The sequence below is a fragment of the Corallococcus macrosporus DSM 14697 genome (assembly GCF_002305895.1).
GTDB lineage: Bacteria > Myxococcota > Myxococcia > Myxococcales > Myxococcaceae > Myxococcus > Myxococcus macrosporus.
In genome coordinates this window covers 6791795-6815804 of sequence record NZ_CP022203.1, presented here as the reverse complement: position 1 = coordinate 6815804, position 24010 = coordinate 6791795, and the positions used below count along the sequence as shown (strand labels likewise).

The following is a 24010-nucleotide window of genomic DNA, read 5'->3' as shown; positions in this document are numbered from 1 at the left end:
CCCCGGCGCGCCACGTCAGGACTCAGGGCGCTTCGTCCATGGCGCCCAAGCCGCCCTCGGTGCCGCCATCCGACAGCACCGGGACGCCGGTGCCCTCGGGCGCGGGTTCTCCTCCCGCGCCCACCACGGTGCCGGTGACGGCCGTGCCGCCTTCCTCGGGGGTGAACTCCAGCGTCTCCACGAACACGCGGCCGGGCAGGCGCAGGTCCATGGCGTTGATGCGCTCCTGGCCTCGCAGCTCGTAGAGCTGCTGGGCCACCGGGCCCGCGGGGATGCGGTCGTCGGAGAAGAAGATGTACAGGCGGACCTTCCCCTCCTGCACCGGGATGCGGAAGCTCGTGTGCGCCACGGGCTTGTTCGCGTCACAGCGGATGGAGCGGTTCTCCCGCGTCAGCGTGAGCTGCCGGATGACGCCCTTCTCGGACACCGTGTACAGCATGCAGTAGGGGAGCTGGCCGTCGGAGGGGATGACCTCCACCGTGGCCGCCCCCGTCTTCCGAAGCTGCGCCCGCGTGGGCCTGTCCGTCGACTTCTTCCCGTCACAAGCCGCGCCACACAGCGCGGCCACCGCCAACAACCCAGTCCAGCGCCTCATGTGTCCCTCCCGGGGTGTGGAAGAGCCTTCACCTGCCGCCCCCAGCCTACTTCGGAGCCTCGCTCCCAGGGGAGGTCAGGCGTTGGTCCGTGACACCTCGCGTGACGGGCAACGACCGCCAGTGCACACCACGACCGGCCGGGCGCGCGCATGCACGGCGTCAGGGCGTGGATGCGTGCGCCCGGGGGCCGCTCAGGGGCAGCCGGAGCTCACCTGGAGCGCGTCGTAGGCCATCCACCCGTTCCGCTTCGTCCCGGTGGCGGCGATGACGTAGCCGTAGAGGAACTTCATCGCACGGCGTAGCAGCCCAGCTTCGCCAGTCCCACCTCCAGCGCGCGGCGGCGACGGGGGGCCACGCCCTTCCAACGCGGACCTCTTCAAGCAATCCCAGGCGGCGGGACTCCAGGACACGCACGCGGCGCGCCCGGCCAACATGGAGGCGCTCCGGACGGTGAAGGACAGCCCCCTGGACAACCTGAACATGCTGGCGCACTACGCGAGCCAGGCGTCCAATCAGAAGGGCCTCTTCGCCACCGGCCCGCTCGACAGCAAGGGACTGGGGCCTCAGAGCGTGCTGACCTCGGTGCCGGACCGGGACAAGGGCGAGCACACCAAGGTCTTCGGGAAGATGACGGGCGGGGAGACCAGCTCCACGAAGTACCAGCAGAAGCTCGGCACGGCGGAGCCGCGAACGGACTACGAAATCCTCCACGGCATGGGCCACGGCGAGGGCGGCAAGAAGACGCAGTCGCCCAACAACCTGGCCTCGGCGTCCCATGGCGCGAACACGGCCATGATTCCGCCGGACAAGGCCATCTCCGGCAACCCGGACGTCATCGTGGACACGAAGTTCGCCATGCGCCCGGGCACGCAGCGCGCCGAGTACGTGGACCAGCGCTTCTTCCACAAGGACTTCCCCGACCAGCCCTTCTTCCAACAGCGCATTGACGGGGACCGGCCCAAGGTGACGCAAAGCGAGTACAACAAGCTGAAGGAGCAGTCCGCGCTGTTCAGTGACCCGGACACCCTGCGCGGGGCCGCGCACCTGATGAACCTGGGCAAGAAGACAGGGAGCAACGGCGGCGATACCTGAGCCCCGCGTCCGTGGCTCGGCGGGCGCGGTGACCCGTGAAGGGCTACCGCGCCTGCGGCCGCACGTAGACGACGACTTGCGGCGTCTCGTCCACGTAGAGGCCCGTCACCGGCGTGCGCGTGCCGAAGGCCTGCCACGTGAGGAACTCGTGCTCGCGGAACTCCTGGTGGTACTGGTACGCGACGATGTCCGCGTCCGCCGGGCTGCCCACCGCGCGCAAGTCCGCGCGCAGCATCCCGTTGCGCTGGTAGTCGCGGAACGAGCCGCCGTGCACCTCGTGCAGGAACAGGCGCGCGCCCTGCTTCGCGTTCGCGTTGATCCACGGCAGCACGCCCGTCACGTGGCTGGACCAGAACTGGCGCTGCATGCCCAGCGTGGCCGCGCCCGGCAGTCCGCCGGCCAGCTCCGAGTATGCCGCCGTCCCGTAGGGGAACACGCGCACCGAGTACACCAGTGCGGGCGCCAGCAGCACGGCGAGCACCGGCGCGGCCACCGCGACCTGGGGCAGTGAGGGCCACTTCGCCTTGAGCCGCTCCCACAGCGCGGTGCAGCCCCGGGCCACCGCGGCGCCCGCGAGGATGCCCAGGAACACCATGGACGGGAACCAGTGCTTCACCCCGCCGAAGTGCGGCACCTGCGGGTGGCTGATGATGAGGATGGACGCCACCGCGTTCACCCCCACCAGCGCCTCCGTCATCGTCACCGGGCGCTCCACCCACGCGCGCGTCTTCGCGAAGGCGCCCAGGACCGCGCGCGCCAGCAGCGCCGACAGGCCCGTCACCATGGGGACGAAGAGGCTGGTGGGCACCGTCAGCGCCGTCTTCACGACGACGTAGGCGAGCGGGAAGGGCGGCTCGCGCAAGAGCTGGTTCAGGTAGAACCAGGCGTAGTGGTTGTGCTTGGCGTGGAAGGCCAGGTACCACGCGGTGCGGTCCACCGGGTGGTGCCAGAGGTAGGGCCAGTGCAGGTAGAAGATGACCGGCCCCAACACGGCCATGGCGGCGATGGGCACCAGCGCCCGCGTCACCGGCGCGCTCACCTTGTCCACGCCCTTGAGCACCCAGGCGCCGCCCACGGCGAGCCCGGCGAACAGCAGCGTGTGCGGACTGAGCAGCAGGAACTTCCGCTGGAAGCCCTCACCGCCGCCCAAGGACAGCACCAGCAGGCCGTAGAACACGGCCACCGCGGCGAACACGCCCACGAAGCGGCCCAGCCAGGCGCGGGCCTCCGGCTGGCCCTCGCTTTCGCTCCAGGCGCGCCACAGCGCGAACGGCGTCAGCACGAAGGGGAGGAACAGCGCGTTGTGCTTGGTGGCAAGCGTCAGGCCGAAGGCCACGCCGCACCACAGGCCCCAGCGCGCGTCCTCCAGCGCGCGCCAGAAGCAGTAAACGACGAGCAGCCACATGGCGGCCACGGGCACGTCGAAGCACGCCAGCTCCGCGTTGAAGTACTGCCGCGGCGCCAGCATGAAGGCCAGGGCGCCGAACAGCCCCGCGACGCGGCCGTACATGGCGCTGCCCAGCAGGAAGGTGAGCGCGGGAATCAGCGCCGCCATGGCGAAGGCGGGGAGCCGGAACGCCGTGGCCGAGCGCATCCACCCCAGCCCCGTGTGGAAGAGCAGGTGGCTGAGGCCGAACAGCGTCTTCATCAGCACCGGGTGCTCGTGGTTGTAGTCCCACCCGCGCACGATGGCCGCGTCCGTCAGCGCCCGGGCCGGCGAGCGGAACAACTGCTGGAACCAGCCCGCGTAGTGCTCGCCCGCGATGAAGTAGACGCTCTCGTCGCGCGTGTAGCCCACCGCGGACTCCGTCAGCCACAGCGCCACAAAGGCCAGCGCCCACAGGGCCCAGGCCAGCCGCTTCTCGTCGCGCGTGGGGGCGCGTCCTCGCATCATCCCCGCACTCCCACCTCGGGCTCCACGCCCAGCACGTCCAGGCACACCTGCCGCCGGTCCGCGTTGTCCGCCTGCACCCAGATTTTCATCGTGTGCGGCGCGCCGTCGGGGAGCCGGACCTCCGCCTTCTGCACGCCCTCCAGCCCCGGCGGTATTGCCAGCGACACCAGCCGCGCGCCGCTCACCGCGTCATCCACGCCCAGGTGCGTGGTGGAGAAGCGCGCGTCCTTGGGGAAGGCGTGCTCGAAGATGATGCCGCCCTCCAGGCGCAGGCCCACGCCGCCGGGCACGCCGTCCAGCTCCGCCACCAGGCGCTGCTTGCCGCCCGGCGCGTGCATCCACAGGCAGCGCCGCGGCTCATAGAGGATTTCGTGCCACTCCGGCGCCACGTACAGGTGCGCGGGGCCGGGGCAGCGGTGCGCCTTGCCGTCGAACGGGCAGTCGCGGCGCGTGCCGTCCGGCTGCTCCAGGTACACGCGGGCGCGCGCGTACGCGTCCGTGGCCGTGAAGCGCCGGGGCCGGTGCCGGCCATTCTCGTAGAGCGCCAGCGTCAGCGTGCCGTGCCGCGACGTCGCGCCCACCGCGCGGCGGCCGGTGAGGAAGGTCTCCAGGAAGCCCGCTTCGTCGGAGCGGGGCAACTCCGGCTGGCCCAGCACCCAGACGCGCGGGTGCGCGGACAGGTCATCCCGGTCCGAGCCCAGGTAGCCGTACACCGGCAGCGAGGCGGGGACGAAGACGCGGGCGCGCTCCGCCCACCAGGGGAAGAGCAGCACCGCGTCTCCCGGCTGGCCTTCCGTCTGGAGGCGCTCCGCCGCCGCGCGGTAGTCCGCTTCGGACGGGAGGCGGCCCGGCAGGCGCAGGTGGAAGAGCAGGCACAGGAGCGCGACGAGGAGCAGGCCCCCCAGCTCCAGCAGGGGCAGCGCGCGCCTGACGCTAGGACTTCGCAAGGCGAATCTTCTGCTCGCTCTTTTCGCGGCAGAAGGTGCAGAAGATGGCTTCACCCTGGACGAAGGACGGCGTCCAGGGCGGGTACATCGAGCAGCGTGGATCCAGGCAGTGGTGCAGCTCCCACAGGTGGCCCAACTGGTGGAGCGCGTGGCGGGAGACGGCCTTGAAGGCGCTCTCCAAATCCTTGTGGGGCGCGAGGGTGAGGATGGCGCGGTCCTTCCCCTGGCGCGCGAAGCCCGCGGTGGGCGCCACGCCGCTGGGAAGCTCGCGGTCCTTCAGCTTGCGCGTGGTGAGGATGAGCACCTTGTCGTCCTTGTAGGAACGGATGCCCTGCACCTCGTCAATGAGCTTCTCCGCATCCAGCGGCTCGGACATGCCCGCGGGCACCTCCGCGCTGCCGGAGTGCTCACTGCCCACGCCGAACGCCGTGTAGAGCGTGCGGTTGAACTTCGCGAGCTGCTTGTCGTCGAAGGGGTCCAGCGTCACGACGCGAATCACGGGGCGTCACCTCGGCGCAAAGGGCCCACCGCGCGGGGGCCCGTCGGTCCATGGGGCTGTCAGCTCTCACCCTCGGGGGGGTTGACCTTGGGCGGACGGCCGCGCTTCTTGGGCGCGGCGGGGGCGGCACCTTCCGCCTCGGGCGGCTTGGGCTTGGGCGGACGGCCGCGCTTCTTGGGCGCGGGCGGCTCGGCGCCCTCGGCCGTGGGCTCCGGCTTGGGCTTGGGCGGGCGGCCACGCTTCTTGGGCGCGGCGGGCTCGGCGCCCTCGGCGGGGGCCGCCTTCGCCTTGGGCGGACGGCCGCGCTTCTTGGGGGCCGCTTCCTCGGAGGACTCGGCCTCCTCGCCCTCGCCTTCCTCGCTGGACTCCTCCTCGGACGGCTCGGAGGGCTCCTCGTCGGAGGGCAGGTCCAGGTCGCCGTCCAGGCCCAGCAGGTCGCCTTCCAGGTCCAGGTCGCCGTCCTCGCGCTGGAACTCGGCGGCGGTGCGCTTGGGGCGCTCGCGGCCGGGCGGGAACAGGACGATGTCGATGGCGTCCTCGGCGTTGACCTCCGCGGTGCCCAGCGCGGCGGCCACTTCCGTCACCAGCAGGTGGCGGGCGTTGTCGTAGAGCTCGCGCTCCTTGGTCGGCAGCGGGCGCAGCTCGCTGAGGACCTGGAGCCCCTTGACGACCTCGGCCAGGCCCATGATGCCGCCCTGGGTCATCCGGTCCAGGTTGGTACGCGCTCGCTGCTTCCAGTCCAGGTCGGCCTTGTCGCTGTCCGAGCGGAGGAAGGAGAAGATGGCCTCCACGTCCTCGGCGGAGGCCACCTTGCGCACGCCGATGGCGAGCACCTTGCCCTCGGGCACCATCACGACGGCGCCATCCTCTTCGCGGCGCATGGTGACGAAGGTGAGCTTCTGTCCCGCCACTTCCTTCACGTCGATGGCGGAGACGCGGCAGACCCCCTGGTTCGGATAGACGACCCGGTCGCCAACCGCGAGCTGGAGTGACGCGGACCCTTCAGGCATGTCCCCTCACGGGTGAGGTTGGTGGGCTGAACGTCGGAACAGGCCCGGGCTTAGCACCGAGCCACGTCGGACGCCACGAGTTTACCGGTGGATTGCCGCCGTGCGTGCGGCTGTTTGTTGAACCCTCAGGAGGTTGCCCAGCACCAGCTTCTGCCGCGCGTCCAGTGCCGCCTCGACCTGTGCGTCCGTCGGCTCCATCCCGTCCACTCCCGGCCGGGCATCCACGCGCGCGGCCACTCCCAGGGTTCCCATCAGGCCGAACACGGCCACCGCCACCAGCTTCTTCATGGTGAGTCCTCCGTGGCGCTCAGGGTAGGGGGCGGCCTCCGGTGATCAACTTTTCGGCAACAGGTCGCTGCACCGCTGTAGCGGCCCGTTACCGGGGGGGCGTGCTGGAGGACGGAGGTGGCGAAGCGGGCGGGCCATCGGGCCCCGCCACGGGCGTCACCTCCAGCAGCAGGCTGCCCGTGTTGTCCGTCAGGTGGTCATCCGGGAAGGCGAGCTGCAGCCAGGAGGTGCCCCGGATGCGGAGCGGACGCCCCACCTCCAGCAGCGTCAGCAGTCCGGGCGCGGCCTCCGGGCCCTCGCCGGCGCCGTACAGGCCCAGCACGCGGCTCACGGGGCCTCCGTCGAAGCCCCGCGTCTGCGCGGGCTCCTCCGTGTCCCACAGCACGAACTCGTAGGTCGTCCCCGGCTCCAGGCCGCGCAGCAGGAAGCGGTCGGCGCGCGACAGCTTCACCGCGTGCGTCCGGGCATCCACGCGGAGGATGGTGTCGGCGCTGCCGTTGCCCCACTCGCGCACGCGGACCCGCAGCGTGCCGTGGTTGTCCGTCCGGTTCGCGTCCAGCAGGAAGACGTGGAGCCGCGACGCGTTGCGCACCATCCGGTCCTCGCCGTCCAGCACCCCGAAGGACTCGCGCGCGGCCAGCCGCGAGTCGCCCTCCAGGAAGTAGCCGGCGTGCGCCACCGAGCTGACGCCTCCCAGCGAGGCCTGGCCCTCCACCCGGACGCTGTAGGTGCGCGACGGGTCCAGGCGCATCTGCGCGGTGGACACGTAGGGCACGCGGAAGGCGTGCACCACGCTGGACAGTGAAATCCGCCCGGCGGGCATCCGCAGCTCCCGCGGCGGCGGGGGCTGGTGGGGCCGCGGGGCCGGCGCGGCCGTGTGGGGCCGCTTGGGGAGCAGCCGGGCATGGACGGCCAGCGTGGTGCCGCGCTCGGCGCGCACCGTCTGGCTCCACGGCACCCGGCCGGGGAGCTGGACCTCCAGCAGGTGCTCCACGTCCGCCGGGAGCTGGGTGAGCAGGGCGGGGGTGCGCGCGGTCTGCGGCTTGCCGTTCACCCGGATGGCGGCGCCCGGCGGGGACGAGCTCAGCTCCACGGAGAAGGTGCCCGTGCTCGTCGAGACCAGCAGGGCCAGCGTGGCCGTCAGGGCCATGAAGATGGGCGCGCCCAACGCGACCATCCGGGGCAGGCCGCCCGCCCGCGGCGCGGAGGCGTCCAGGCGCGGAGCGTCCGGCGTGGCCGGCGCCAGCGCGGGCAGCGGCAGGGTGGTGCGCTCCGGACGGCTGACGGGAGGCGGCTCGTCGGCCCCGGGCGGGCTCGGGGCCACCTGGGGGGCCGGCGCCTCGGGCAGGGGCAGCTCGAGGTCCGCGATGGGGGTCCGCTCCTCCTCGTCGCCCTCGGCGGCGGGCTCGCGGACGGGCGGTGAGACCTCGCGGAGGGCGCGCCGCTCCAGGGGGGACTGGGTCCACCGGGCCATCTGCGCCAGGAACTCGCGGGGCAGCAGCACGGGGCGGCCTTCGCCCACCAGCTCCGCCTCGAAGAGGTAGCCCATGAAGTGGGCGCGCGCGCTGGAGGACACGTCGGGCGCGGCCGTGTGGAGGTGGCGGGTGAGGGCCTCGGCGAAGGCCTCCGCGGTGGCGTAGCGCTGCTCGCGCTCCACGGCCAGCGCGGTGAGCAGGATGCGCTCCAGCGCGGTGGGGATGCCGGGGTTGAGGTCGCGGGGGCGCGGGAAGTCGCCCAGGGCGAGCTTGCGCAGCACGTCCGGCATCTTCCCTTCGAAGGGAAGGCGGCCGCACAGCATCTCGTAGATGACGACGCCCGCGGCGAAGATGTCCGAGCGCGCGTCGGGCTCGCGCCCGCGGACCTGCTCCGGCGCGAAGTAGGTGTACTTGCCCTTCAGCCCGTGCTCCACCGGCTCCGCGCTGCCGGCCAGCCGCGCCCGCGCGATGCCGAAGTCCACCAGCTTCACCTGGCCTTCGTAGCTGAGCAGCACGTTCTGCGGGCTGACGTCCCGGTGGACTATGTGCAGCGGCCGGCCGCGCTCATCCAGGCGCGTGTGCGCGTACGCGAGCCCCTCCAGCATCTCCACGGCGATGAGCAGCGCCAGCGGCTGGGGCAGCGTGTACATGCCCTTCTCCCGCGCGCGCCGCATGACGCTCGACAGGGTGCGCCCGTCCACCCACTCCATGGCGATGAAGTACTCGCCGTCCACCTCGCCGAAGTCGAAGACCTGGGCGATGTTGCCGTGGCTCAACCCCGCGGCGATGCGCGCCTCGTTGACGAACATCGAGAGGAAGGCGCTGTTGCCCGCATAGCCCGGCCGGATTTTCTTGATGACCACCGGTTTGGTGACACCCGCCGCTGCCGTCATCCGAGCGCGGTAGATCTCCGCCATTCCGCCCGTCGCGATGCGCTCGAGCAGCTTGTATTTACCGAAATGAAGCCCTTCGGAAGGCTGCTGCACGTTCGTTCCGGCTCCTTCGGGTGCAGGTGGCCGCTGCGCCAAGGGGGCCCCGCACTGTCTTGGCCGGGGCGCGTGAAGGTATCATGGGGTAGGCAAAACGCCATTATGGGAATATTCCGTTGAGTGTGATTGCGCGGTGGGTGTGCCTCTTCCTGCGTCTTGCGCGTCTCGCGACAGCCGCGTGGGCGGCGCCCGGCGGGTCGCTGGCGTCCGGGCGGGCGCAGGATGCCCGCACTTGGAACGGGTCGCCGCAGGCTCTTCCGCCGCGACGTTGGATGGCGGCCACTTGGGCGGGGAAAGCGTGGCTTGAAACCCGTCTTCGCCGCGCGTCATGGACTGATGCATCCGGACGTAATGATGCGTCAATCCAGGCGACGTCGGCGGGCGGTCATTCCAGGGCGCGGCCCGGGGGTGGGGCGTGGCGCTTGCCGGGGGCCACCCGGGGGCTCGCCGTGGCGCTGCTCGTCGCGCAAGGGGCGGGCTGCCGCGAGGAGAAGCAGGCCGAGCCGCTCAAGTCCCTGAGGCCAGCTCCCTTGCCCTCGCTCTCCGCGCCGGGCGACGCGGGCGCCGAGAGACACGCGCCTTCTTCAGCCGAGGTGGAGGTGGCGGGGCCTGCCTACGGCGAGCCGCCGCCGGCCGGGGCGCTCCGGCTTGCGCTGGCGGGAGAGCGCGTCCGCGTGGGCGAGGAGCCCTTCACGCCAGCGCGCCCGGACGACGCCGCGCGCCTGGCGCGGCGGGTGAAAGGGCACACCGTGCTGGTGGTGCCGGACGCGGACACGTTCCTGGTGCAGACGTCGGAGCTGTTCACCGTGCTGCGGGACGCGGCGGAGTCGGTGTGGCTGGCGCATCCGGACGGGCCGGTGGCGTACCCGGTGGTGCTTCGGGACGAGGTGGCCTTCCGCGCGTGGCTGGAGGAGGTCGCGCCGGGCAAGCTGCGCATCATCATGCGCGCGGATGGCTTCGAGCTGACCACCAGCGTGGGCAAGCTGCCGGGGCCTGACGCGAACGGCCCCTCGGTGCCGGTGCGGGCGGGGCGGCAGGACATCGTCACGCTGCGCCGGGGGCTGGGGCTGTTGAAGGGGCGCTTCAAGACGTCCGAGGACCTCTGCCTGGTGCCCTCGTTCGGCATGGAGGTGGCGCAGGCCGCGCGGGCGCTGGGCGGAACCTTCACCGCGCCGGGTGAGCCGCTGTTCGACACGCTGTGCTTCGTCTTCCCCACGCCGCACCGCGCTCCGGAGGGAGGGTGACCTGCCGCGCGGGCCTGGGCCGCGCCGCCCTGGAGGCACCCAGCCCAGCCGCCTTCCCCGGGCAGAGCCTTGGCGTTGACATCATGAATAAGCCGTCGTTTATATAAGCCGGAACTTATTTTCGGAGGCGACATGAGTGATGTGCAGCGCTATCTGGGGGCCGTCGTACGTGAGGTGGAGCGCCGTGAGCATGAGGGCAAGCCCGCGCGCGTCGTGGTCGCCACGCGCGACTACGACACGACGCCGGAGGACCTCTGGGACGCGCTGACCAACCCGGAGCGGCTTCCCCGCTGGTTCCTGCCCGTCACCGGCGAGCTGAAGCTGGGCGGGCGGTATCAGCTCAAGGGCAACGCGGAGGGGAGCGTCACCCGCTGCGAGCCGCCGCGGCACCTGGCGGTGACGTGGGAGTTCGGCGGGGGCATCAGTTGGGTGGACGTCATCCTGGCGGCGGCCCCGGGCGGTGGCACGCGGCTGCGGCTGGAGCACATGGCCCATCTCAGCCCGCATTGGGAGTCCTACGGGCCCGGCGCGGTGGGCGTGGGTTGGGAGCTGGGGCTGGTGCAGGGGCTGGCCAGGCACCTGGAGTCCGGCGGCGCCGCCGTGGACCCCGCCGCGGTGGAGGCCTGGACGACCTCGGAGGAGGGCAAGGCCTTCATCACGGCCAGCAGTGAAGGCTGGGGGGCGGCGGACGCGAAGGCCGGAGAGGACGCCGCGACGGCGAAGGCTCGCGCGGCCCGGACGACGGCCTTCTATACTGGGGCTCCGCCGCCCGACGTGCGGCACCCGGGGACCTGATAGCCACGATGCATGCCTTCGACGTCCTGGGTGATCCGGTGCGCCGGCGAATCCTCGAGCTCCTCGCCGAAGGGGAACGCCCCTCCGGCGAGGTGACGGAGCGCATCCAGGCGGAGTTCGGCATCAGCCAGCCCGCGGTCAGCCAGCACCTGAAGGTGCTGCGCGACAGCGGCTTCGCGGAGGTGCGCGCGGAGGGCACGCGCCGCCTCTATCGCGTGGACACCGCGCCGCTTCAGCAGGTCGACGCGTGGCTGGAGCGGTTTCGCGTCTTCTGGGCACCCCGCCTGGACGCGCTCGCCACCGAGGTCGCGCGCGGCAAGCGGGCCCGGGCCAAGGCCGACAAGGAGGGCGGCGGCGCGTAACCGGGCGTGCGGTGGCCAGGGCTGCCCGCCCTCGCGAGAGGCAAGGCGGTGCCTACCGGACATTGCGCGCCGCTGAATGCGGCGCTGCGCTGGTGGTGCGCGAGCGCTCCGCGCGCTCCCGGGCGCTTTCACTCCGGAGGATTACATTCCAGCCCCGGGGCGGGGTGCGCCCGCCCGTTGGAGGGGTACCCATGGACGTATCCAAGGCCGCTTCGCAGCAGGCGCTCGCGCCGGGTGGCGCGTTCCTCTTCGAGGAGGTGGGCTCGGCCCGCATCCTCACACCGGAGGCCTTCACCGAGGAGCAGCGCCTCTTCTTCAAGACGGCGCTCCAGTTCTCCCGGGAGCAGGTCCTCCCCCTGGCCGAGCGAATCGAGGCCAAGGACAACGCGCTCCTGCGCCAGTTGCTGCGCCAGGCTGGCGAGCTGGGCCTCTTGAGCGTGGACATCCCCGAGGCCTACGGCGGCACCGGCCTGGACAAGACGACGTCGCTGCTGCTGGCGGAGGCCATGAGCCTCAACGGCTCGTGGTCGGTGACCTTCGGGGCGCACACCGGCATCGGGACGTTGCCCATCGTCTGGTTCGGCAACGCGGCGCAGAAGGCGAAGTACCTGCCGAAGCTGGCCACCGGGGAGTGGGTGGCGGCCTACGCGCTCACGGAGCAGGGCAGCGGCAGCGACGCGCTGGGCGCGAAGACGAAGGCGGCGCTGTCCCCCGACGGCAAGCACTGGATTCTCAACGGCTCCAAGCTCTACATCACCAACGCGGCCTTCGCGGACGTGTTCGTCGTCTTCGCCAAGGTGGACGGGGACAGGTTCACCGGCTTCATCGTGGAGAAGGACACGCCCGGCCTCACCGTGGGGCCAGAGGAGCACAAGATGGGCATCCGCGGCTCCTCCACCTGCCCGCTCTACTTCGAGGACGCGCGCGTCCCGGTGGAGAACCAGCTCGGCGAGGTGGGCAAGGGCCACAAGATTGCCTTCAACATCCTCAACTACGGCCGCCTCAAGCTGGGCGCCGGCGTGCTGGGGGGCATGAAGCTCCAGCTCCAGAACGCGCTGCGCTTCACGCAGGAGCGCAAGCAGTTCGGCGCGCCCATCGTCCAGTTCCCGCTGTCGCGCGAGAAGCTGGCCCGCATGGCCGCGCTCGTCTACGCGGTGGAGAGCATGACGTACCGCACCGCGGGGCTGGTGGACGCGCGCCTGGAGCAGGGCGACAAGGCCGCCGCGGACCACGAGGCGCGCCTGCTGGCGGCGGTGGAGGAGTACGCCATCGAGTCCTCCATCATGAAGGTGCACGGCTCGGAGTCCTTCGGCCAGCTCGTGGACGACGCCGTCCAGCTCCACGGCGGCGCGGGCTACATCGAGGAGTACCCGGTGGAGCGCTCGTACCGCGACGCGCGCATCAACCGCATCTTCGAGGGCACCAATGAAATCAACCGCATGCTGATAACGGGGATGCTCCTCAAGCGCGCGGTGAAGGGCGAGCTGCCGCTGTTCGCCATGGCCGGCGACGTGGCGGAGGCGTTGTCCCGGGGCGAGCGGCCCCCCGCGCGCGTGCGGGACGCCCAGGCCCCGGAGGAGGTCGCCGCCGAGGCCGCCAAGCACCTGGCGCTGCACGGCCTGCGCATCGCGGCGGAGACCTTCGGGACGGAGCTGGAGCAGCACCAGGAGGTGCTCGCGGCCCTGTCGGACGTGGTGATGGACGCCTTCGCCCTGGACTCCATGGTGACGCGCACGCGCCAGGCCGCGGCCTCCGGCGGCGCCCTGGACCCGGTGCGCGTGGCGATGACGCGGCTCTACGCGCTGGACGCCATCCCCCGCGCCTATGACAGGACGCGCCGCGCGCTGTGCTCGACGCTGAAGGGGGACGCGCTCACCACGGAGCTGAAGCGCCTGGGCACGCTGGACGTCTTCACGCCCTATGACCCGGCGGCGCTGCGCGAGACGGTGGTGGCGGCCCTGGAGTCCGCCAGCGGCTACCCGCTGGGCGCGGTGTAGCCGCCACGGGAGGCAGGGGCCGTCACGGCATCCGCGCGACGGCCTCCATGCCGAAGCTCACCCGGGCCTTCCACGGGACGGGCGGCAGCGACGCCAGGGACAGCAGCCCGTCCAGCCGCTGCTGCATGTCCGGGCGGAGCCGCCCGAAGGTGGCGCCGAAGCCCGGCGTCACCGTCCCCGAGTTCTTCCGGGGCACGGTGGAGGTCCACACCACCTCGCCGTGCAGCAGCATGGGCCCGTCCCGGAAGTCCATCTCCAGCAGGAAGGGCGTGCCGACCTTCACCTGGCGCGGCAGGGCAGGGGCCTGCACCTCCAGCCCCACGCCGCCCCGGGAGATGTCCCGGACGACGAAGCCCGGGGACAGGGGCGCCGCCTCCAGGGCGCGCAGGTACAGGGGCAGCCGCGGGAAGCGGCGCAGGCCCGCATGCTCCTCGGTGGAGTAGATGCGCTGGAGGATGGCGTCCAGCGCGCTGCGGTCCTCGCCGACCCCATAGCGGACGGTGAGCAGGAAGCGCTGCGCCTCCGCGTGCGGGACGACCTGGACCACCTCCCCCAGCACCTCCACGGGCCGGGGCACGCCGCCCGCATGCAGCTCGAAGGTGAAGCGAGTCCCCAGCGGCAGGCTGCGGCGCGTCTCCAGGGTGACGCCCCCCAGGCCGACACTGCGCGTGTACTCCCCCACCAGGGACTGCGGCGTCTTGTAGGCCACCTTCAGCCGAACGTTCGTGTTCACGCGGCTGACACTTTGCGCCTGGGTCCGGGGGGAACTCAAGTTTACCCCAGCGCAATAGGTAGGGCGTCGTACCGCGCCAGGCACTGGACCTTCCAGGTGTGACGGCCTTTCAGGACGTCGGGCGCGGACAAACCGCTGTTTCAACCTGTTGCGGTTTCTTGACCCCCCCAGGTGGGGCGCGTATGTATGCCGCCCGGCAGTGGTAAGGAGTGGGAAGGAGTGGAGCTTCATCCCTTGGTGGGCTGAAAAGGTGGATCGTCCCGAGTGTTCCGAGGCGTCTATGAGCACCAGATCGACGCGAAGGGGCGGACGAGCCTCCCGGCGAAGCTCCGGGACACGCTGGTGGGCGCCTACGACGAGAGGCTCATCCTCACGACGGCGCTCGACCGGTGCCTCCACGCCTACCCGGTGCGGGAGTGGGAAGCGCTCGAGGCGTCGTTGGCCAAGCGCAACCCGATGGAGCAGGGGGTGAAGACGCTGATGCGCCTGTACGTGGCCAGCGCGCAGGAGTGCCCGTTGGACAAGCTGGGGCGCCTGCTCATCCCGCCGTCGCTCCGCGCCTATGCGGGGTTGGAGAAGGACGTGGTGTGGGCGGGGATGGTGAAGGTGATTGAGCTGTGGAGCTGCGAGGGGTGGGCGAAGGCGCAGGAAGAAGCGCGCCAGGAAGCGACCTCCGCGGACGTGATGAAGGTGCTCGCCGAGCTGCGGCAGGCGTGACGTGAAAGTCGACAGGACCCCGAAGTACCGGGAGGGTGGCAAGCGTATGAACCAGGTTCTGGAGGTTCGGCCAGGGTTGGCGGGCGCGGCGATGGCCGCCGGCCGTGTCGAGACGCTCATGCTGGAGGGCGAGCTGAGCGAGCAGGACCTGCTCGAGCTGTGCGACGACCTGGGCCGCAAGCTGAACCGCGGCACGCGCCAGGTGGTGCTGGACTTCGGAGACGTGGGCCACCTGAACTACCGCGGCGTCAAGCCGCTGATGGCGCGCACGGACGCGTTCCGCCGCGCGGGTGGGGACGTGAAGCTGTCCGGGCTGTCGCCGTACCTGGCCGCCATCTTCCGCGCGGCCGGCGCCCACGACTGCTTCGAAATCTACCCGCACATGAACGATGCCCGGGCCGCCTTCGCGCTGGCGCGGGCGCCTTTCGTCTGACGGCCCGTGGCGGCTCTGGACTTCCAGCACCAGACCGTCCTCCTGCGGGAAGCAGTGGAACTGCTCCGGCCGGCGGATGGGAGGGTCATCATCGACGGGACGCTGGGTGGCGGGGGCCACTCGGAGGCGCTGCTGGCCTCGGGCGCCACGGTGGTGGGCGTGGACCGGGACCCGGTGGCGCTCGCCGCGGCCACCTCGCGCCTGGGCGCCAACCCGCGCTTCCAGGGCCGCGCCGGGAACTTCGCCGAGCTGCCCCGCGTCGCCGCGGACCTGCTGCCCGTGGACGGCGTGCTGGTGGACCTGGGCGTGTCGTCGCCCCAACTGGACGTGGCCGAGCGCGGCTTCTCCTTCAACAAGGACGGCCCGCTGGACATGCGCATGGGCCCGGACGGCCCGACGGCGGCGGAGCTGATCGCCGAAACCGATGAGCGCGAGCTGGTCCGCATCCTCAAGGACTACGGCGAGGAGCCCTTCGCGCGGCCCATCGCCCGCGAGCTGAAGAAGGCGCTGCCCACGCGGACCCTGGAGGCCGCCGAGGTCGTGAAGCGGGCGGTGCCGCGCAAGGCGTGGCCCCACCGCATCCACGTGGCCACCCGGACCTTCCAGGCGCTGCGCATGGCCGTCAACGGCGAGCTGGAGGCGCTGGACGCGCTGCTGGCCGCCATCCCCGGGCTCCTCAAGGTGGGGGGCCGCGCCGCCGTCATCGCCTTCCACTCCCTGGAGGACCGGAAGGTGAAGGAGGCGTTCCGCGCGCTGGCGGGGGGCTGCACCTGTCCGCCGGGCCTGCCCGTGTGCGTGTGCAGCGGGGTGGGGGATTTCGCGCTGGTGACGAAGAAGGCCGTGGCCGCCTCCGAGGCGGAGGTCGAGGCCAATCCCCGTTCTCGCAGCGCGCACCTGCGCGTGGTGGAGAAAGTCCGATGAGCAAGGTGCACTCCCGGGTTTCGGCGTTGCGTTCCTCCGTGACGGTGGGCGGCGTGCTGCTGCACCTGCTGCCGGCCGTGTGCCTCTTCGCCCTCTTCTCGGCGGTGGGCATCCTGCACGTCTCCAGCCGGGTGCTGGTGGTGGACATGGGCTACCGCCTGTCGCGCGAGGAGGCGGAGAGCCGCGTCCTCACGCGGGAGAACGACCGCCTGAAGCTGGAGCTGGCCACGCTCAAGGCGCCGGGCCGGCTGGAGCGTGTGGCGCGTGAGCAGCTCGACATGGCCATGCCGCGCGGCGGCGCCGTGGTGTCGCTGTCGGCGGAGAAGCCGGCGCGGGGCGACGGCGCGCGCGCCGAGGCGGTGGACCCCGCCGCGCGGCAGCCGAGCGTCCGCGTGGCGGGCCGCGCCGGAGCGGGCCGGTGAGGGACTTCAAGGCGGCGCGGGCTCCCGAGCCCAACGCGAAGTGGCTGAAGCTGCGGGTACGGCTCCTGTTCGGGCTGTTCCTGATGCTGCTGGGCGTCGCCTTCGGTCGCGCGGTGCAGCTCCAGGTCTTCGAGCAGGAGAAGCTGCGCGGCCTGGCGCAGGACCAGTACGTCCGGCACATCGAGATTCCGGCCCGCCGCGGCGACATCTTCGACCGGCGCGGCACGCCGCTGGCCCAGAGCGTGGAGGTGGACTCCATCTGGGTGGACCCCTCCATGCTGCCCGACGTGAAGGCCGCGTCCCGGGCGCTGGCCCGGGCGCTGAAGCTGGACCCCGGCGAGCTGGGCGCGCGCCTGGCCCGGGCCCGGCGCTTCGCCTGGGTGAAGCGCCAGGCCAAGCCCGCCGAGGTCGCCGCGGTGAAGGCGCTGGCGCTGCCGGGCCTGGGCTTCTCCAAGGAGCCCAAGCGCTTCTACCCGCAGCGCGAGCTGGGCGCGCACGTGGTGGGCACGGTGGGCATGGACGGCCGCGGCCTGGAGGGCCTGGAGCTGGCCTTCCAGGACGAGCTGTCCGGGCAGACCTCCTCCACCTCCGGCTTCCGTGACGCCAAGGGCCGCAAGCTGCTGGTGCAGGGCGCGTTGGATCCGCTCCAGCGCCAGGGCGCCGCCGTCACCCTCACGCTGGACCGCCACATCCAATACGTCGCGGAGAAGTCGCTCAGCAAGGCGGTGGAGGACGCCAAGGCCGTGGCCGGCATGGCGGTGGTGTTGGACCCGCGCACGGGCGAGCTGCTCGCCGTGGCCAACCACCCGCGCTTCAACCCCAACACGCCGGAGTCCAGCTCGCGCGCCGGCATGCGCAACCGCGCCGCCCTGGACACCTTCGAGCCCGGCTCCACGCTGAAGGCCTTCGTGGTGGCCGCCGCGCTGGAAGAGAAGGCCATCACCGCCGACAGCCTGTTCTTCTGTGAGAACGGCGCCTGGCGCGTGGGCCGCCACACCATCAACGACACCCACTCCTACGGCTGGCTCACCCCGCAGGGCATCCTCCAGGTGTCCTCCAACATCTGCATGGCGAAGATCGCCCAGGCGCTGGGGCGGGAGAAGTTCGTGAAGGGCTACCACGCCTTCGGCTTCGCCGAGCGCACCGGCCTGTCCCTGCCGGGCGAGGGGCGCGGCGTGCTGCCATACCCGAAGGCGGAGGTCTCCCTGGCCACCCAGTCCTTCGGCCAGGGCATGACGGCCACCGCGGTGCAGATCGCGGCCGCCTATGGTGCGCTGGCCAACGATGGCGTGCTGATGCGGCCCTACCTGGTGTCGAAGGTGGTGGACCCGGACGGCGTGGTTCTGCTGGAAAACCGCCCCACGGAGCTGCGGAGGGTGGTTTCCTCGAAGGTCGCCCGGCAGGTCGTGGGCATGCTCGAAAGCGTGGTGGTCAAGGGAGGGACGGCCCCCAAGGCCGCCATGGAGGACTACCGGGTGGCCGGCAAGACGGGCACCGCGCAGAAGGCGGATCCGGTGGCACGGGGGTATTCGGACAAGCGGATCGCCTCCTTTGTTGGCGTGGTACCGGCCGAGTCTCCTCGCGCCGTGATTCTTGTCGTAGTGGACGAACCGAAGACGGACGTATACGGGGGGCTCGTGGCTGCCCCTGCTTTCAAGGAGATTGCGACCGCCGCCATGGCCCACCTGGCCGTGCCCCCGTCCCGGACGGTGGCACCCGAGGTGGCCGTGGCCGCCGTGTCCCCCGCGCCTGCCGCGGCGAAGCCGGGGGCGAAGGCCCCTGGTGCCGCCCGGACGGCGCTGGCGGACGCGGTGACGGAGACCCCTGAGCCCGGCACGGTACGTGTGCCGGACCTCCAGGGCGAAGTAGGACGTGAGGCCGTGGTGAAGCTGCTCGCCGCGGCGCTAGAGCCACAGGTGTTGGGCAGTGGACGCGTGGTATCTCAAACCCCCGCCGCCGGTTCACTGGTGGAGAAGGGGGCCCGGGTGACGCTGGAGCTCGCCGCGCGGCAATAAGGCCGCGTCCGCTCCAGGCCCCGCTCTTGCAATGCGTGTGAAGGGGAAGAGATGAAGCTGACGGATGTCCTCGCAGGATGTGGTGCCGAGCAGACCTCGGGCGGCCGTTCCGCGGTTGACGTCACCGGTGTGACGCAGGACTCGCGGCGTGTGAAGCCGGGAGACCTGTTCGTCGCCATTCCTGGCACGAAGGAGGATGGGGCCCAGTTCATCGGTGAAGCCGTGTCCCGTGGCGCCGTGGCGGTGGTGTCGGAGAAGCCGGTGCCGTCCTCGCAGGTGCCCTTCTTCAAGGTGGGCAGTGCCCGAAAGGCGTTGGCGCTCATCGCGGCCAACTTCCACGGCCGCCCGGCGGACCAGCTCACGCTGCTCGCCATCACCGGGACGAACGGGAAGACCACCACCAGCTACCTGCTGGAGGCCATGAGCACCGCGACGTACGCGTCCACGGGGGTCATCGGGACGCTGGGGTACAAGTTCGCCGGCAAGACGGTGGAGAGCGCGAACACCACCCCGGACCCGCTGGAGCTGCACCGCCTCCTCCGGGAGATGGTGGACGCGGGGGTGGAGACGGTCATCATGGAGGTGTCCAGCCACGCGCTCGCGCAGGAGCGTGTGCACGGGCTGACCTTCAAGGCGGCGGGCTTCTCCAACCTGAGCCGCGACCACCTGGACTACCACAAGGACATGGAGGACTACTTCCAGTCCAAGCGGAAGCTCTTCGCGGAGAACCTGTCCGCCACGGGCGTGGCGGTGGTGAACGGCGACGACACCTACGCCAGCCGCATCTACAACGAGCAGCGCGGCCAGAAGCGGATGGCGTGGAAGTTCAGCCGTCAGGGCTCCGGGGAGATTTCCGCGGCCGACGTGAGCTTCTCGCTCCAGGGCATCAAGGGCGTGCTGAAGACGCCCGCCGGTGACATCCCGCTCAAGAGCAAGCTGCTGGGGCCCCACAACCTGGAGAACATCCTCCTGGCGGTGGGCATTGGCCTGGGCGCGGGCTTCGCGCGGCGCGACGTGCAGGAAGGCGTCGAGCGGATGATGCCGGTGGCCGGCCGCATGGAGCGCGTGGAGAACTACGGTCCGTCCGGCGCCCCCGCGGTGCTGGTGGACTACGCGCACACGGATGACGCGCTCAAGCGCTCCATCGAGGCGGCGCGCGCCATGGCCAAGGGCCGCGTCATCGCGGTGTTCGGCTGCGGCGGGGACCGGGACAAGGGCAAGCGCCCGCTGATGGGCGCGGTGGCGGGCGAGGGCGCGGACCTGGCCGTCGTGACGAGCGACAACCCCCGCACCGAGGACCCGGATGAGATCATCTCCCAGGTGACCGCGGGCATCGAGAAGAGCGGCCTGCGCCGCATCTCCGCCGCCAAGGCGAAGAGCGGTGAGAAGGGCTACCTGGTGGACGCGGACCGCCGCGCGGCCATCGAGCAGGCCATCAGCCTGGCGACCGCGGACGACGTCGTCCTCATCGCGGGCAAGGGCCACGAGACGTACCAGCAGGTCGGCGCGGAGAAGCTCGCGTTCGACGACCGGCAGGTGGCCGCGAAGGCGCTGGCCAACCGCATCGCTGGCTGAGCTTCCCCAAGCCCCGTCGTCCCGCCCATCTCTCACACCATGGCAGCTTCCTTCAGCGACGAAGAGGTGGTGCAGGCGACCGGGGCGACCCGGCGTGGCGGCCCGGCCCGGGCCGCCTACGCTACCGTCTGTACCGACACCCGGGCACTCACCCCCGGGTGCCTGTTCGTGGCCCTGGTGGGTGAGCGCTTCGACGCCCACGCCTTCGTGGACGCCGCGGCGAAGGGTGGGGCGGCCGGCGCGGTGGTGGCGCGCGGGCGCCCCCTGCCCGCGCTGCCCGAGGGGCTGGTCCTCTATGAAGTGGAGGACACCCTGCGGGCGCTGGGCGCGCTGGGCCGGCACCACCGTCAGCGCTTCCGCATCCCGGTGTGCGCGGTGGGCGGCTCCAACGGGAAGACGACCACCAAGGAGATGGTGGGCGCCATCCTGGCCACGCGCGGGCCGGCGCTGAAGACCGAGGGCAACCTCAACAACGAGATTGGCGTCCCGCTGACGCTCTTCCGGCTGGAGCCGCACCACGTGGCGGCGGTCATCGAAGTGGGGATGAACCAGCCGGGGGAGATTGAGCGGCTGGCGCGCATCGTCCAGCCGGACGCCGGCGTCATCACGGTGGTCCAGCCGGAGCATCTGGAAGGGCTGGGCAGCCTCGAGGGCGTGGCGGCGGCGGAGGGCGAGCTGTTCCAGGAGATGGGGCGCGGCACCACCGTGGTGGTGAACGTGGATGACGCGCTCATCCCCGCGCAGGCGGAGCGCAGCACCGCGCGGCGGCTGACGTTCGGCCGGGCGGAGCACGCGGACGTGCGCCTGGCGGACGTGAAGACGCTGGGCCGCGAGGGCATGGTGGCCACGGTGCGGCACTTGGGCCGCGAGTGGCCGGTGCGGCTGAGCTTCATCGGGCCACACAACGCGCAGAACGCGACGGCGGCCTTCGCGGTGGCGCTGGCGCTGGGCTACACGCCGGAGGAGTGCGTGCGGGGCCTGGAGTCGGCGCGGCCGTACTCGCGGCGGCTCAACGTGGTGGACGGGCAGCGCGGCGTGACAGTCATTGACGACTGTTACAACGCCAACCCGGCCTCCATGGACGCCGCGCTTGAAACCCTGGGCACGCTGGTGCCCGCGAATGGCCGGGCGGTGGTGGTGCTGGGGGACATGCTGGAGCTGGGGCCGGGCGAGCTCGAGGAGCACGCGCGCCTGGGCGGGCAGGTCCCCTCGCACGCGACGCTGGCCGCGTTTTTCGGTCCCCGCTCCGTGAAGGGGTGGGAGTCCGCTTCCATGGGTGAATCCGCCGCCCACTTCACCGAGGTGGAGCCGCTGATGGCGTGGTTGTCGCCGCGGCTTCGCGAAGGGGACGTGGTGCTGGTGAAGGGCAGCCGCGGCATGCGGCTGGAACGGGTGGTGGCCGCCCTGACGGGCACGGCCGTCCCCGGAGGAAACCACTAGTGCTGTACCTCCTGTACGAGGTCATCCAGAACTCCGAGGCGGGGCGCGTCCTCAACTTCCTGCGCTACCCCACCTTCCGCATCATCGCCGCGGGCGTCTTCGCGCTCCTGCTGGGCATGCTCATCGGGCCCAGGCTCATCGCCCGGCTGCGGCTGAAGCAGCACGGGCAGAGCAACGTGCGCGAGGACACGCCGGATTCGCACCAGAAGAAGAAGGGCACGCCCACCATGGGCGGCGCGCTCATCCTGCTGTGCATCGCGGCGGGCACGCTGCTGTTCGCGGACCTGAAGAGCCGCGCCGTCTGGGTGATGCTGCTGCTGACGCTGGGCTATGGCTTCATCGGCTTCCTGGATGACTGGCTCAAGCTGTCCAAGCGCAACTCCAAGGGCCTGGCCGGGCGCAAGAAGATGGTGCTGCAGACCTGCTTCTTCCTGGTCGCCGTGTTCGGCCTGCTGACGACGTGGACGCTGCCGGACGGCTCCTTCGGGCCCACGCTGCTCATCAACACCCGGCTGACGCTGCCCTTCATCCCCACGCGCTGGTTCAACCCGGACCTGGGCTGGTTCTACGTCGTCTTCGCATGGATTGTCGTCGTGGGCACGTCCAACGCGGTGAACCTCACGGACGGCCTGGACGGCCTGGCCATCGTCCCCACCATCGTGTCCGCCATCACCTTCGCGGTGCTCTGCTACGTGGCGGGCACCACGCTGAGCATCGCGGACTCGGAGACGGTGGACGGCGTGTCCAGGCTGGTGGCCACGCCGCTGTACCAGTACCTGGGCGTGCTCCAGGTGCCGGGCGGCGCGGAGCTGGCGGTGTTCTGCGCGGCCATCGTCGGCGCGGGAATCTCCTTCCTGTGGTTCAACACCTACCCGGCCTCCGTCTTCATGGGCGACATCGGCTCGCTGGCCCTGGGCGGCGCGCTGGGCGGCCTGGCGATGCTGTCCAAGAACGAGGTGGTGTCCGCCATCATCCACGGCATCTTCTTCGCCGAAATCCTGAGCGTGATGATTCAGGTCACCTCCTTCAAGATGACGGGCAAGCGCGTCTTCAAGATGGCGCCGGTGCACCATCACTTCGAGCTCAAAGGGATGGCCGAGCCGAAGATCATCGTCCGTTTCTGGATCGTCTCCATCCTCTGTGGTGGCGTGGCGCTCCTGTCCCTGAAGCTGCGCTGAACCCGGAGGTGGCACGGCCATGACGTTGGCGCTGTCCGGCCAGAAGGTGCTGGTGTTCGGGCTCGCGAAGAGCGGCGTGGCCGCGCTGCGCCTCCTGCGTCAGCAGGGCGCGGACGTCACGGCGCTGGACGGGCGGAGCGAGGACGCGCTGGGCGCCGTGGCCCACGAGGTGAAGTCGCTGGGCGCCGCGCTGGTGTCCGGGCCCACGCCGCCGGGGCTGCTCGCGTCGCGCGATTTGGTGGTGGTGAGCCCGGGGGTGCCGCTGGCGCTGCCGGAAATCCAGGCCGCGCGCGCGGCGGGCGTGGCGGTGTGGGGCGAGGTGGAGCTGGCGGGCCGCATGCTGGCCGGCGTGCCGCTGTTCGGCATCACCGGCACCAACGGCAAGAGCACCACCACGGCGCTCACGGGCGCGCTCTTCGCCGCGGGCGACAAGCGCACCTTCGTGGGCGGAAACCTGGGCCGGCCCTTCAGCGAGGCCGCCATGTCCCCGGAGGCGTGGGACGCGCTGGTGGTGGAGCTGTCCAGCTACCAGTTGGAGGGCATCCGCGCGCTGCGGCCTCGCGGCGCGGCCATCCTCAACCTGACCCCGGACCACATCGACCGCTACCCCAGCCACGCGGCGTATGGTGAGGCGAAGGCGCGCATCTTCCTGAACCAGCAGGCCGGCGACTTCGCGGTGGTGAACGCGGATGACGCGGACGTGCTGGGCCTGGCGCGCGCCGCGAAGGCGCCGGTGTACGGCTTCAGCCTCACGGGCGAGCCGGTGGCGGACGCCCCGGCGCTGGCGGGCCTGGCGGTGGCGGAGCCGGGCGGCTTCCGGCTCGAGTTCCTGGGCGAGCACTACACGCTGACGAACCGCGCGCTGCGCGGCGCCCACAACGCGCAGAACGCCATGGCCGCGGCGCTGCTGGCGCGCCTGGGCGGCGTGGCCTCCGGCGCGGTGCAGGCGGGGCTGGACGGCTACCCGGGCCTGCCGCACCGGCTGGAGAGCGTGCGGGTGCTGGACGGGGTGGAGTGGGTGAACGACTCGAAGGCCACCAACGTGGACTCGGTGCTGGTGGCGCTGCGCGCCTTCTCCAGCGGCGTGTGGCTGATTGCCGGCGGCAAGGGCAAGGGCGCGCCGTATGCGCCCATGGTGGAGGCGGGGCGGGGGAAGGTGAAGGGCGTGCTCACCATGGGCGACGACGCGGACACCCTGGCCCGGGCCTATGCCGGCGCGGCGCGGGTCCACGCGTGCGGCACCCTGGCCCAGGCGGTGGCGCGGGCCCGGGAGGTGGCGGAGCGCGGAGACACGGTGCTGCTGTCGCCCGCGTGCGCCTCCTTCGACCAGTTCAAGAACTTCGAGGACCGGGGCGAGACGTTCAAGCGCCTGGTGGAGGCGCTGTGAG

Annotated in this window: 22 protein-coding genes; 14 read left to right on the top strand and 8 right to left on the bottom strand. The window is 71.5% G+C overall.

What is annotated here, in order from left to right; translation table 11 throughout:
* Nucleotides 1-22: 22 nt before the first annotated feature.
* The gene (locus tag MYMAC_RS27325) at nt 23-595 is read right to left on the bottom strand and encodes a hypothetical protein (protein ID WP_043712127.1); all 573 of its coding nucleotides are present in this window, start codon (nt 593-595) and stop codon (nt 23-25) included.
* Nucleotides 596-1046: 451 nt separating this feature from the next.
* Between MYMAC_RS27325 and MYMAC_RS27320 the strand changes: the two genes are divergently transcribed.
* Entirely contained in the window at nt 1047-1688 is a 642-nt protein-coding gene (locus MYMAC_RS27320) for a hypothetical protein (RefSeq protein WP_239989046.1), read from the top strand.
* A 43-nt stretch (nt 1689-1731) separates the two neighbouring features.
* Here MYMAC_RS27320 and MYMAC_RS27315 read toward each other — a convergent pair whose 3' ends face one another.
* The 6 genes from MYMAC_RS27315 to MYMAC_RS27290 form a co-directional block, all read right to left on the bottom strand.
* Nucleotides 1732-3582: an ArnT family glycosyltransferase gene (locus MYMAC_RS27315; protein WP_095960209.1), complete on the bottom strand. Its 1851-nt coding sequence runs from the start codon at nt 3580-3582 to the stop codon at nt 1732-1734.
* The gene (locus MYMAC_RS27310; RefSeq protein ID WP_095960208.1) at nt 3579-4529 is read right to left on the bottom strand and encodes a hypothetical protein; all 951 of its coding nucleotides are present in this window, start codon (nt 4527-4529) and stop codon (nt 3579-3581) included. Before MYMAC_RS27310 ends, MYMAC_RS27315 begins: the two co-directional genes overlap by 4 nt.
* Entirely contained in the window at nt 4516-5028 is a 513-nt protein-coding gene (locus MYMAC_RS27305; protein ID WP_013942070.1) for a zinc metalloprotease, read from the bottom strand. The genes MYMAC_RS27310 and MYMAC_RS27305 overlap by 14 nt, the downstream gene beginning before the upstream one ends.
* A 59-nt stretch (nt 5029-5087) precedes the next feature.
* Nucleotides 5088-6038 (bottom strand): CarD family transcriptional regulator, encoded by a 951-nt coding sequence (locus MYMAC_RS27300; RefSeq protein ID WP_095960207.1) that lies wholly within the window; start codon nt 6036-6038, stop codon nt 5088-5090.
* An 81-nt stretch (nt 6039-6119) separates the two neighbouring features.
* On the bottom strand, nt 6120-6326 hold the full coding sequence (locus MYMAC_RS27295; protein ID WP_013942068.1) for a hypothetical protein: 207 nt from the start codon (nt 6324-6326) through the stop codon (nt 6120-6122).
* A gap of 88 nt (nt 6327-6414) precedes the next feature.
* Nucleotides 6415-8787 carry a protein kinase domain-containing protein gene (locus MYMAC_RS27290; RefSeq protein ID WP_095960206.1) on the bottom strand — a complete coding sequence of 791 codons (2373 nt, stop codon included), beginning with the start codon at nt 8785-8787 and terminating at the stop codon, nt 6415-6417.
* 425 nt (nt 8788-9212) lie between these two features.
* Here MYMAC_RS27290 and MYMAC_RS27285 point away from each other — a divergent pair, with 425 nt between their 5' ends.
* From MYMAC_RS27285 to MYMAC_RS27270, 4 genes are all read left to right on the top strand, one after another.
* The gene (locus MYMAC_RS27285; RefSeq protein ID WP_095960205.1) at nt 9213-10034 is read left to right on the top strand and encodes a hypothetical protein; all 822 of its coding nucleotides are present in this window, start codon (nt 9213-9215) and stop codon (nt 10032-10034) included.
* Nucleotides 10035-10166: 132 nt separating this feature from the next.
* Nucleotides 10167-10829 (top strand): SRPBCC family protein, encoded by a 663-nt coding sequence (locus tag MYMAC_RS27280; RefSeq protein ID WP_095960204.1) that lies wholly within the window; start codon nt 10167-10169, stop codon nt 10827-10829.
* 8 nt (nt 10830-10837) lie between these two features.
* Nucleotides 10838-11191 (top strand): ArsR/SmtB family transcription factor, encoded by a 354-nt coding sequence (locus MYMAC_RS27275; RefSeq protein WP_095960203.1) that lies wholly within the window; start codon nt 10838-10840, stop codon nt 11189-11191.
* Nucleotides 11192-11382: 191 nt separating this feature from the next.
* Nucleotides 11383-13188, top strand: coding sequence for an acyl-CoA dehydrogenase family protein (locus MYMAC_RS27270; protein ID WP_095960202.1), 1806 nt, complete (start codon nt 11383-11385; stop codon nt 13186-13188).
* Nucleotides 13189-13210: 22 nt separating this feature from the next.
* Here the strand turns inward: MYMAC_RS27270 and MYMAC_RS27265 are convergent, their stop codons facing one another.
* On the bottom strand, nt 13211-13921 hold the full coding sequence (locus tag MYMAC_RS27265) for a PilZ domain-containing protein (protein WP_013942062.1): 711 nt from the start codon (nt 13919-13921) through the stop codon (nt 13211-13213).
* Nucleotides 13922-14185: 264 nt separating this feature from the next.
* Between MYMAC_RS27265 and mraZ the strand changes: the two genes are divergently transcribed.
* Genes mraZ through murD form a run of 9 tightly spaced genes read left to right on the top strand, consistent with a single transcriptional unit; the run spans nt 14186 to nt 24009 of the window.
* Nucleotides 14186-14638 carry a division/cell wall cluster transcriptional repressor MraZ gene (gene mraZ / locus MYMAC_RS27260; protein WP_013942061.1) on the top strand — a complete coding sequence of 151 codons (453 nt, stop codon included), beginning with the start codon at nt 14186-14188 and terminating at the stop codon, nt 14636-14638.
* 46 nt (nt 14639-14684) lie between these two features.
* Nucleotides 14685-15071, top strand: coding sequence for an STAS domain-containing protein (locus MYMAC_RS27255; RefSeq protein WP_043712121.1), 387 nt, complete (start codon nt 14685-14687; stop codon nt 15069-15071).
* Nucleotides 15072-15077: 6 nt separating this feature from the next.
* Nucleotides 15078-15992 (top strand): 16S rRNA (cytosine(1402)-N(4))-methyltransferase RsmH, encoded by a 915-nt coding sequence (gene rsmH, locus MYMAC_RS27250; protein ID WP_095960200.1) that lies wholly within the window; start codon nt 15078-15080, stop codon nt 15990-15992.
* Complete coding sequence (locus MYMAC_RS27245; protein ID WP_095960199.1) at nt 15989-16414, top strand: cell division protein FtsL; 426 nt, start codon at nt 15989-15991, stop codon at nt 16412-16414. Before rsmH ends, MYMAC_RS27245 begins: the two co-directional genes overlap by 4 nt.
* Complete coding sequence (locus MYMAC_RS27240) at nt 16411-18429, top strand: penicillin-binding protein (protein ID WP_095960198.1); 2019 nt, start codon at nt 16411-16413, stop codon at nt 18427-18429. The genes MYMAC_RS27245 and MYMAC_RS27240 overlap by 4 nt, the downstream gene beginning before the upstream one ends.
* 51 nt (nt 18430-18480) lie before the next feature.
* Nucleotides 18481-20004 carry a UDP-N-acetylmuramoyl-L-alanyl-D-glutamate--2,6-diaminopimelate ligase gene (locus MYMAC_RS27235; RefSeq protein ID WP_095960197.1) on the top strand — a complete coding sequence of 508 codons (1524 nt, stop codon included), beginning with the start codon at nt 18481-18483 and terminating at the stop codon, nt 20002-20004.
* A gap of 39 nt (nt 20005-20043) precedes the next feature.
* A complete protein-coding gene (locus tag MYMAC_RS27230; protein WP_095960196.1) occupies nt 20044-21444 on the top strand; it encodes a UDP-N-acetylmuramoyl-tripeptide--D-alanyl-D-alanine ligase in 1401 nt (466 codons plus the stop codon).
* Entirely contained in the window at nt 21444-22622 is a 1179-nt protein-coding gene (gene mraY / locus MYMAC_RS27225; RefSeq protein ID WP_095960195.1) for a phospho-N-acetylmuramoyl-pentapeptide-transferase, read from the top strand. Before MYMAC_RS27230 ends, mraY begins: the two co-directional genes overlap by 1 nt.
* Before the next feature lie 19 nt (nt 22623-22641).
* Nucleotides 22642-24009 (top strand): UDP-N-acetylmuramoyl-L-alanine--D-glutamate ligase, encoded by a 1368-nt coding sequence (murD, locus tag MYMAC_RS27220; protein ID WP_095960194.1) that lies wholly within the window; start codon nt 22642-22644, stop codon nt 24007-24009.
* Nucleotide 24010 lies beyond the last annotated feature (1 nt).

Excerpts from the sequence above, each read along its gene's own strand:
- MYMAC_RS27325 (WP_043712127.1), bottom strand. The coding sequence starts at position 595 with ATGAGGCGCTGGACTGGGTTGTTGGCGGTGGCCGCGCTGTGTGGCGCG.
- MYMAC_RS27300 (WP_095960207.1), bottom strand. The coding sequence starts at position 6,038 with ATGCCTGAAGGGTCCGCGTCACTCCAGCTCGCGGTTGGCGACCGGGTC.
- MYMAC_RS27275 (WP_095960203.1), top strand. The coding sequence starts at position 10,838 with ATGCATGCCTTCGACGTCCTGGGTGATCCGGTGCGCCGGCGAATCCTC.
- MYMAC_RS27270 (WP_095960202.1), top strand. The coding sequence starts at position 11,383 with ATGGACGTATCCAAGGCCGCTTCGCAGCAGGCGCTCGCGCCGGGTGGC.
- MYMAC_RS27255 (WP_043712121.1), top strand. The coding sequence starts at position 14,685 with ATGAACCAGGTTCTGGAGGTTCGGCCAGGGTTGGCGGGCGCGGCGATG.
- MYMAC_RS27235 (WP_095960197.1), top strand. The coding sequence starts at position 18,481 with ATGAAGCTGACGGATGTCCTCGCAGGATGTGGTGCCGAGCAGACCTCG.
- MYMAC_RS27280 (WP_095960204.1), top strand. The coding sequence starts at position 10,167 with ATGAGTGATGTGCAGCGCTATCTGGGGGCCGTCGTACGTGAGGTGGAG.
- MYMAC_RS27230 (WP_095960196.1), top strand. The coding sequence starts at position 20,044 with ATGGCAGCTTCCTTCAGCGACGAAGAGGTGGTGCAGGCGACCGGGGCG.
- MYMAC_RS27295 (WP_013942068.1), bottom strand. The coding sequence starts at position 6,326 with ATGAAGAAGCTGGTGGCGGTGGCCGTGTTCGGCCTGATGGGAACCCTG.
- murD (WP_095960194.1), top strand. The coding sequence starts at position 22,642 with ATGACGTTGGCGCTGTCCGGCCAGAAGGTGCTGGTGTTCGGGCTCGCG.
- MYMAC_RS27315 (WP_095960209.1), bottom strand. The coding sequence starts at position 3,582 with ATGATGCGAGGACGCGCCCCCACGCGCGACGAGAAGCGGCTGGCCTGG.
- MYMAC_RS27245 (WP_095960199.1), top strand. The coding sequence starts at position 15,989 with ATGAGCAAGGTGCACTCCCGGGTTTCGGCGTTGCGTTCCTCCGTGACG.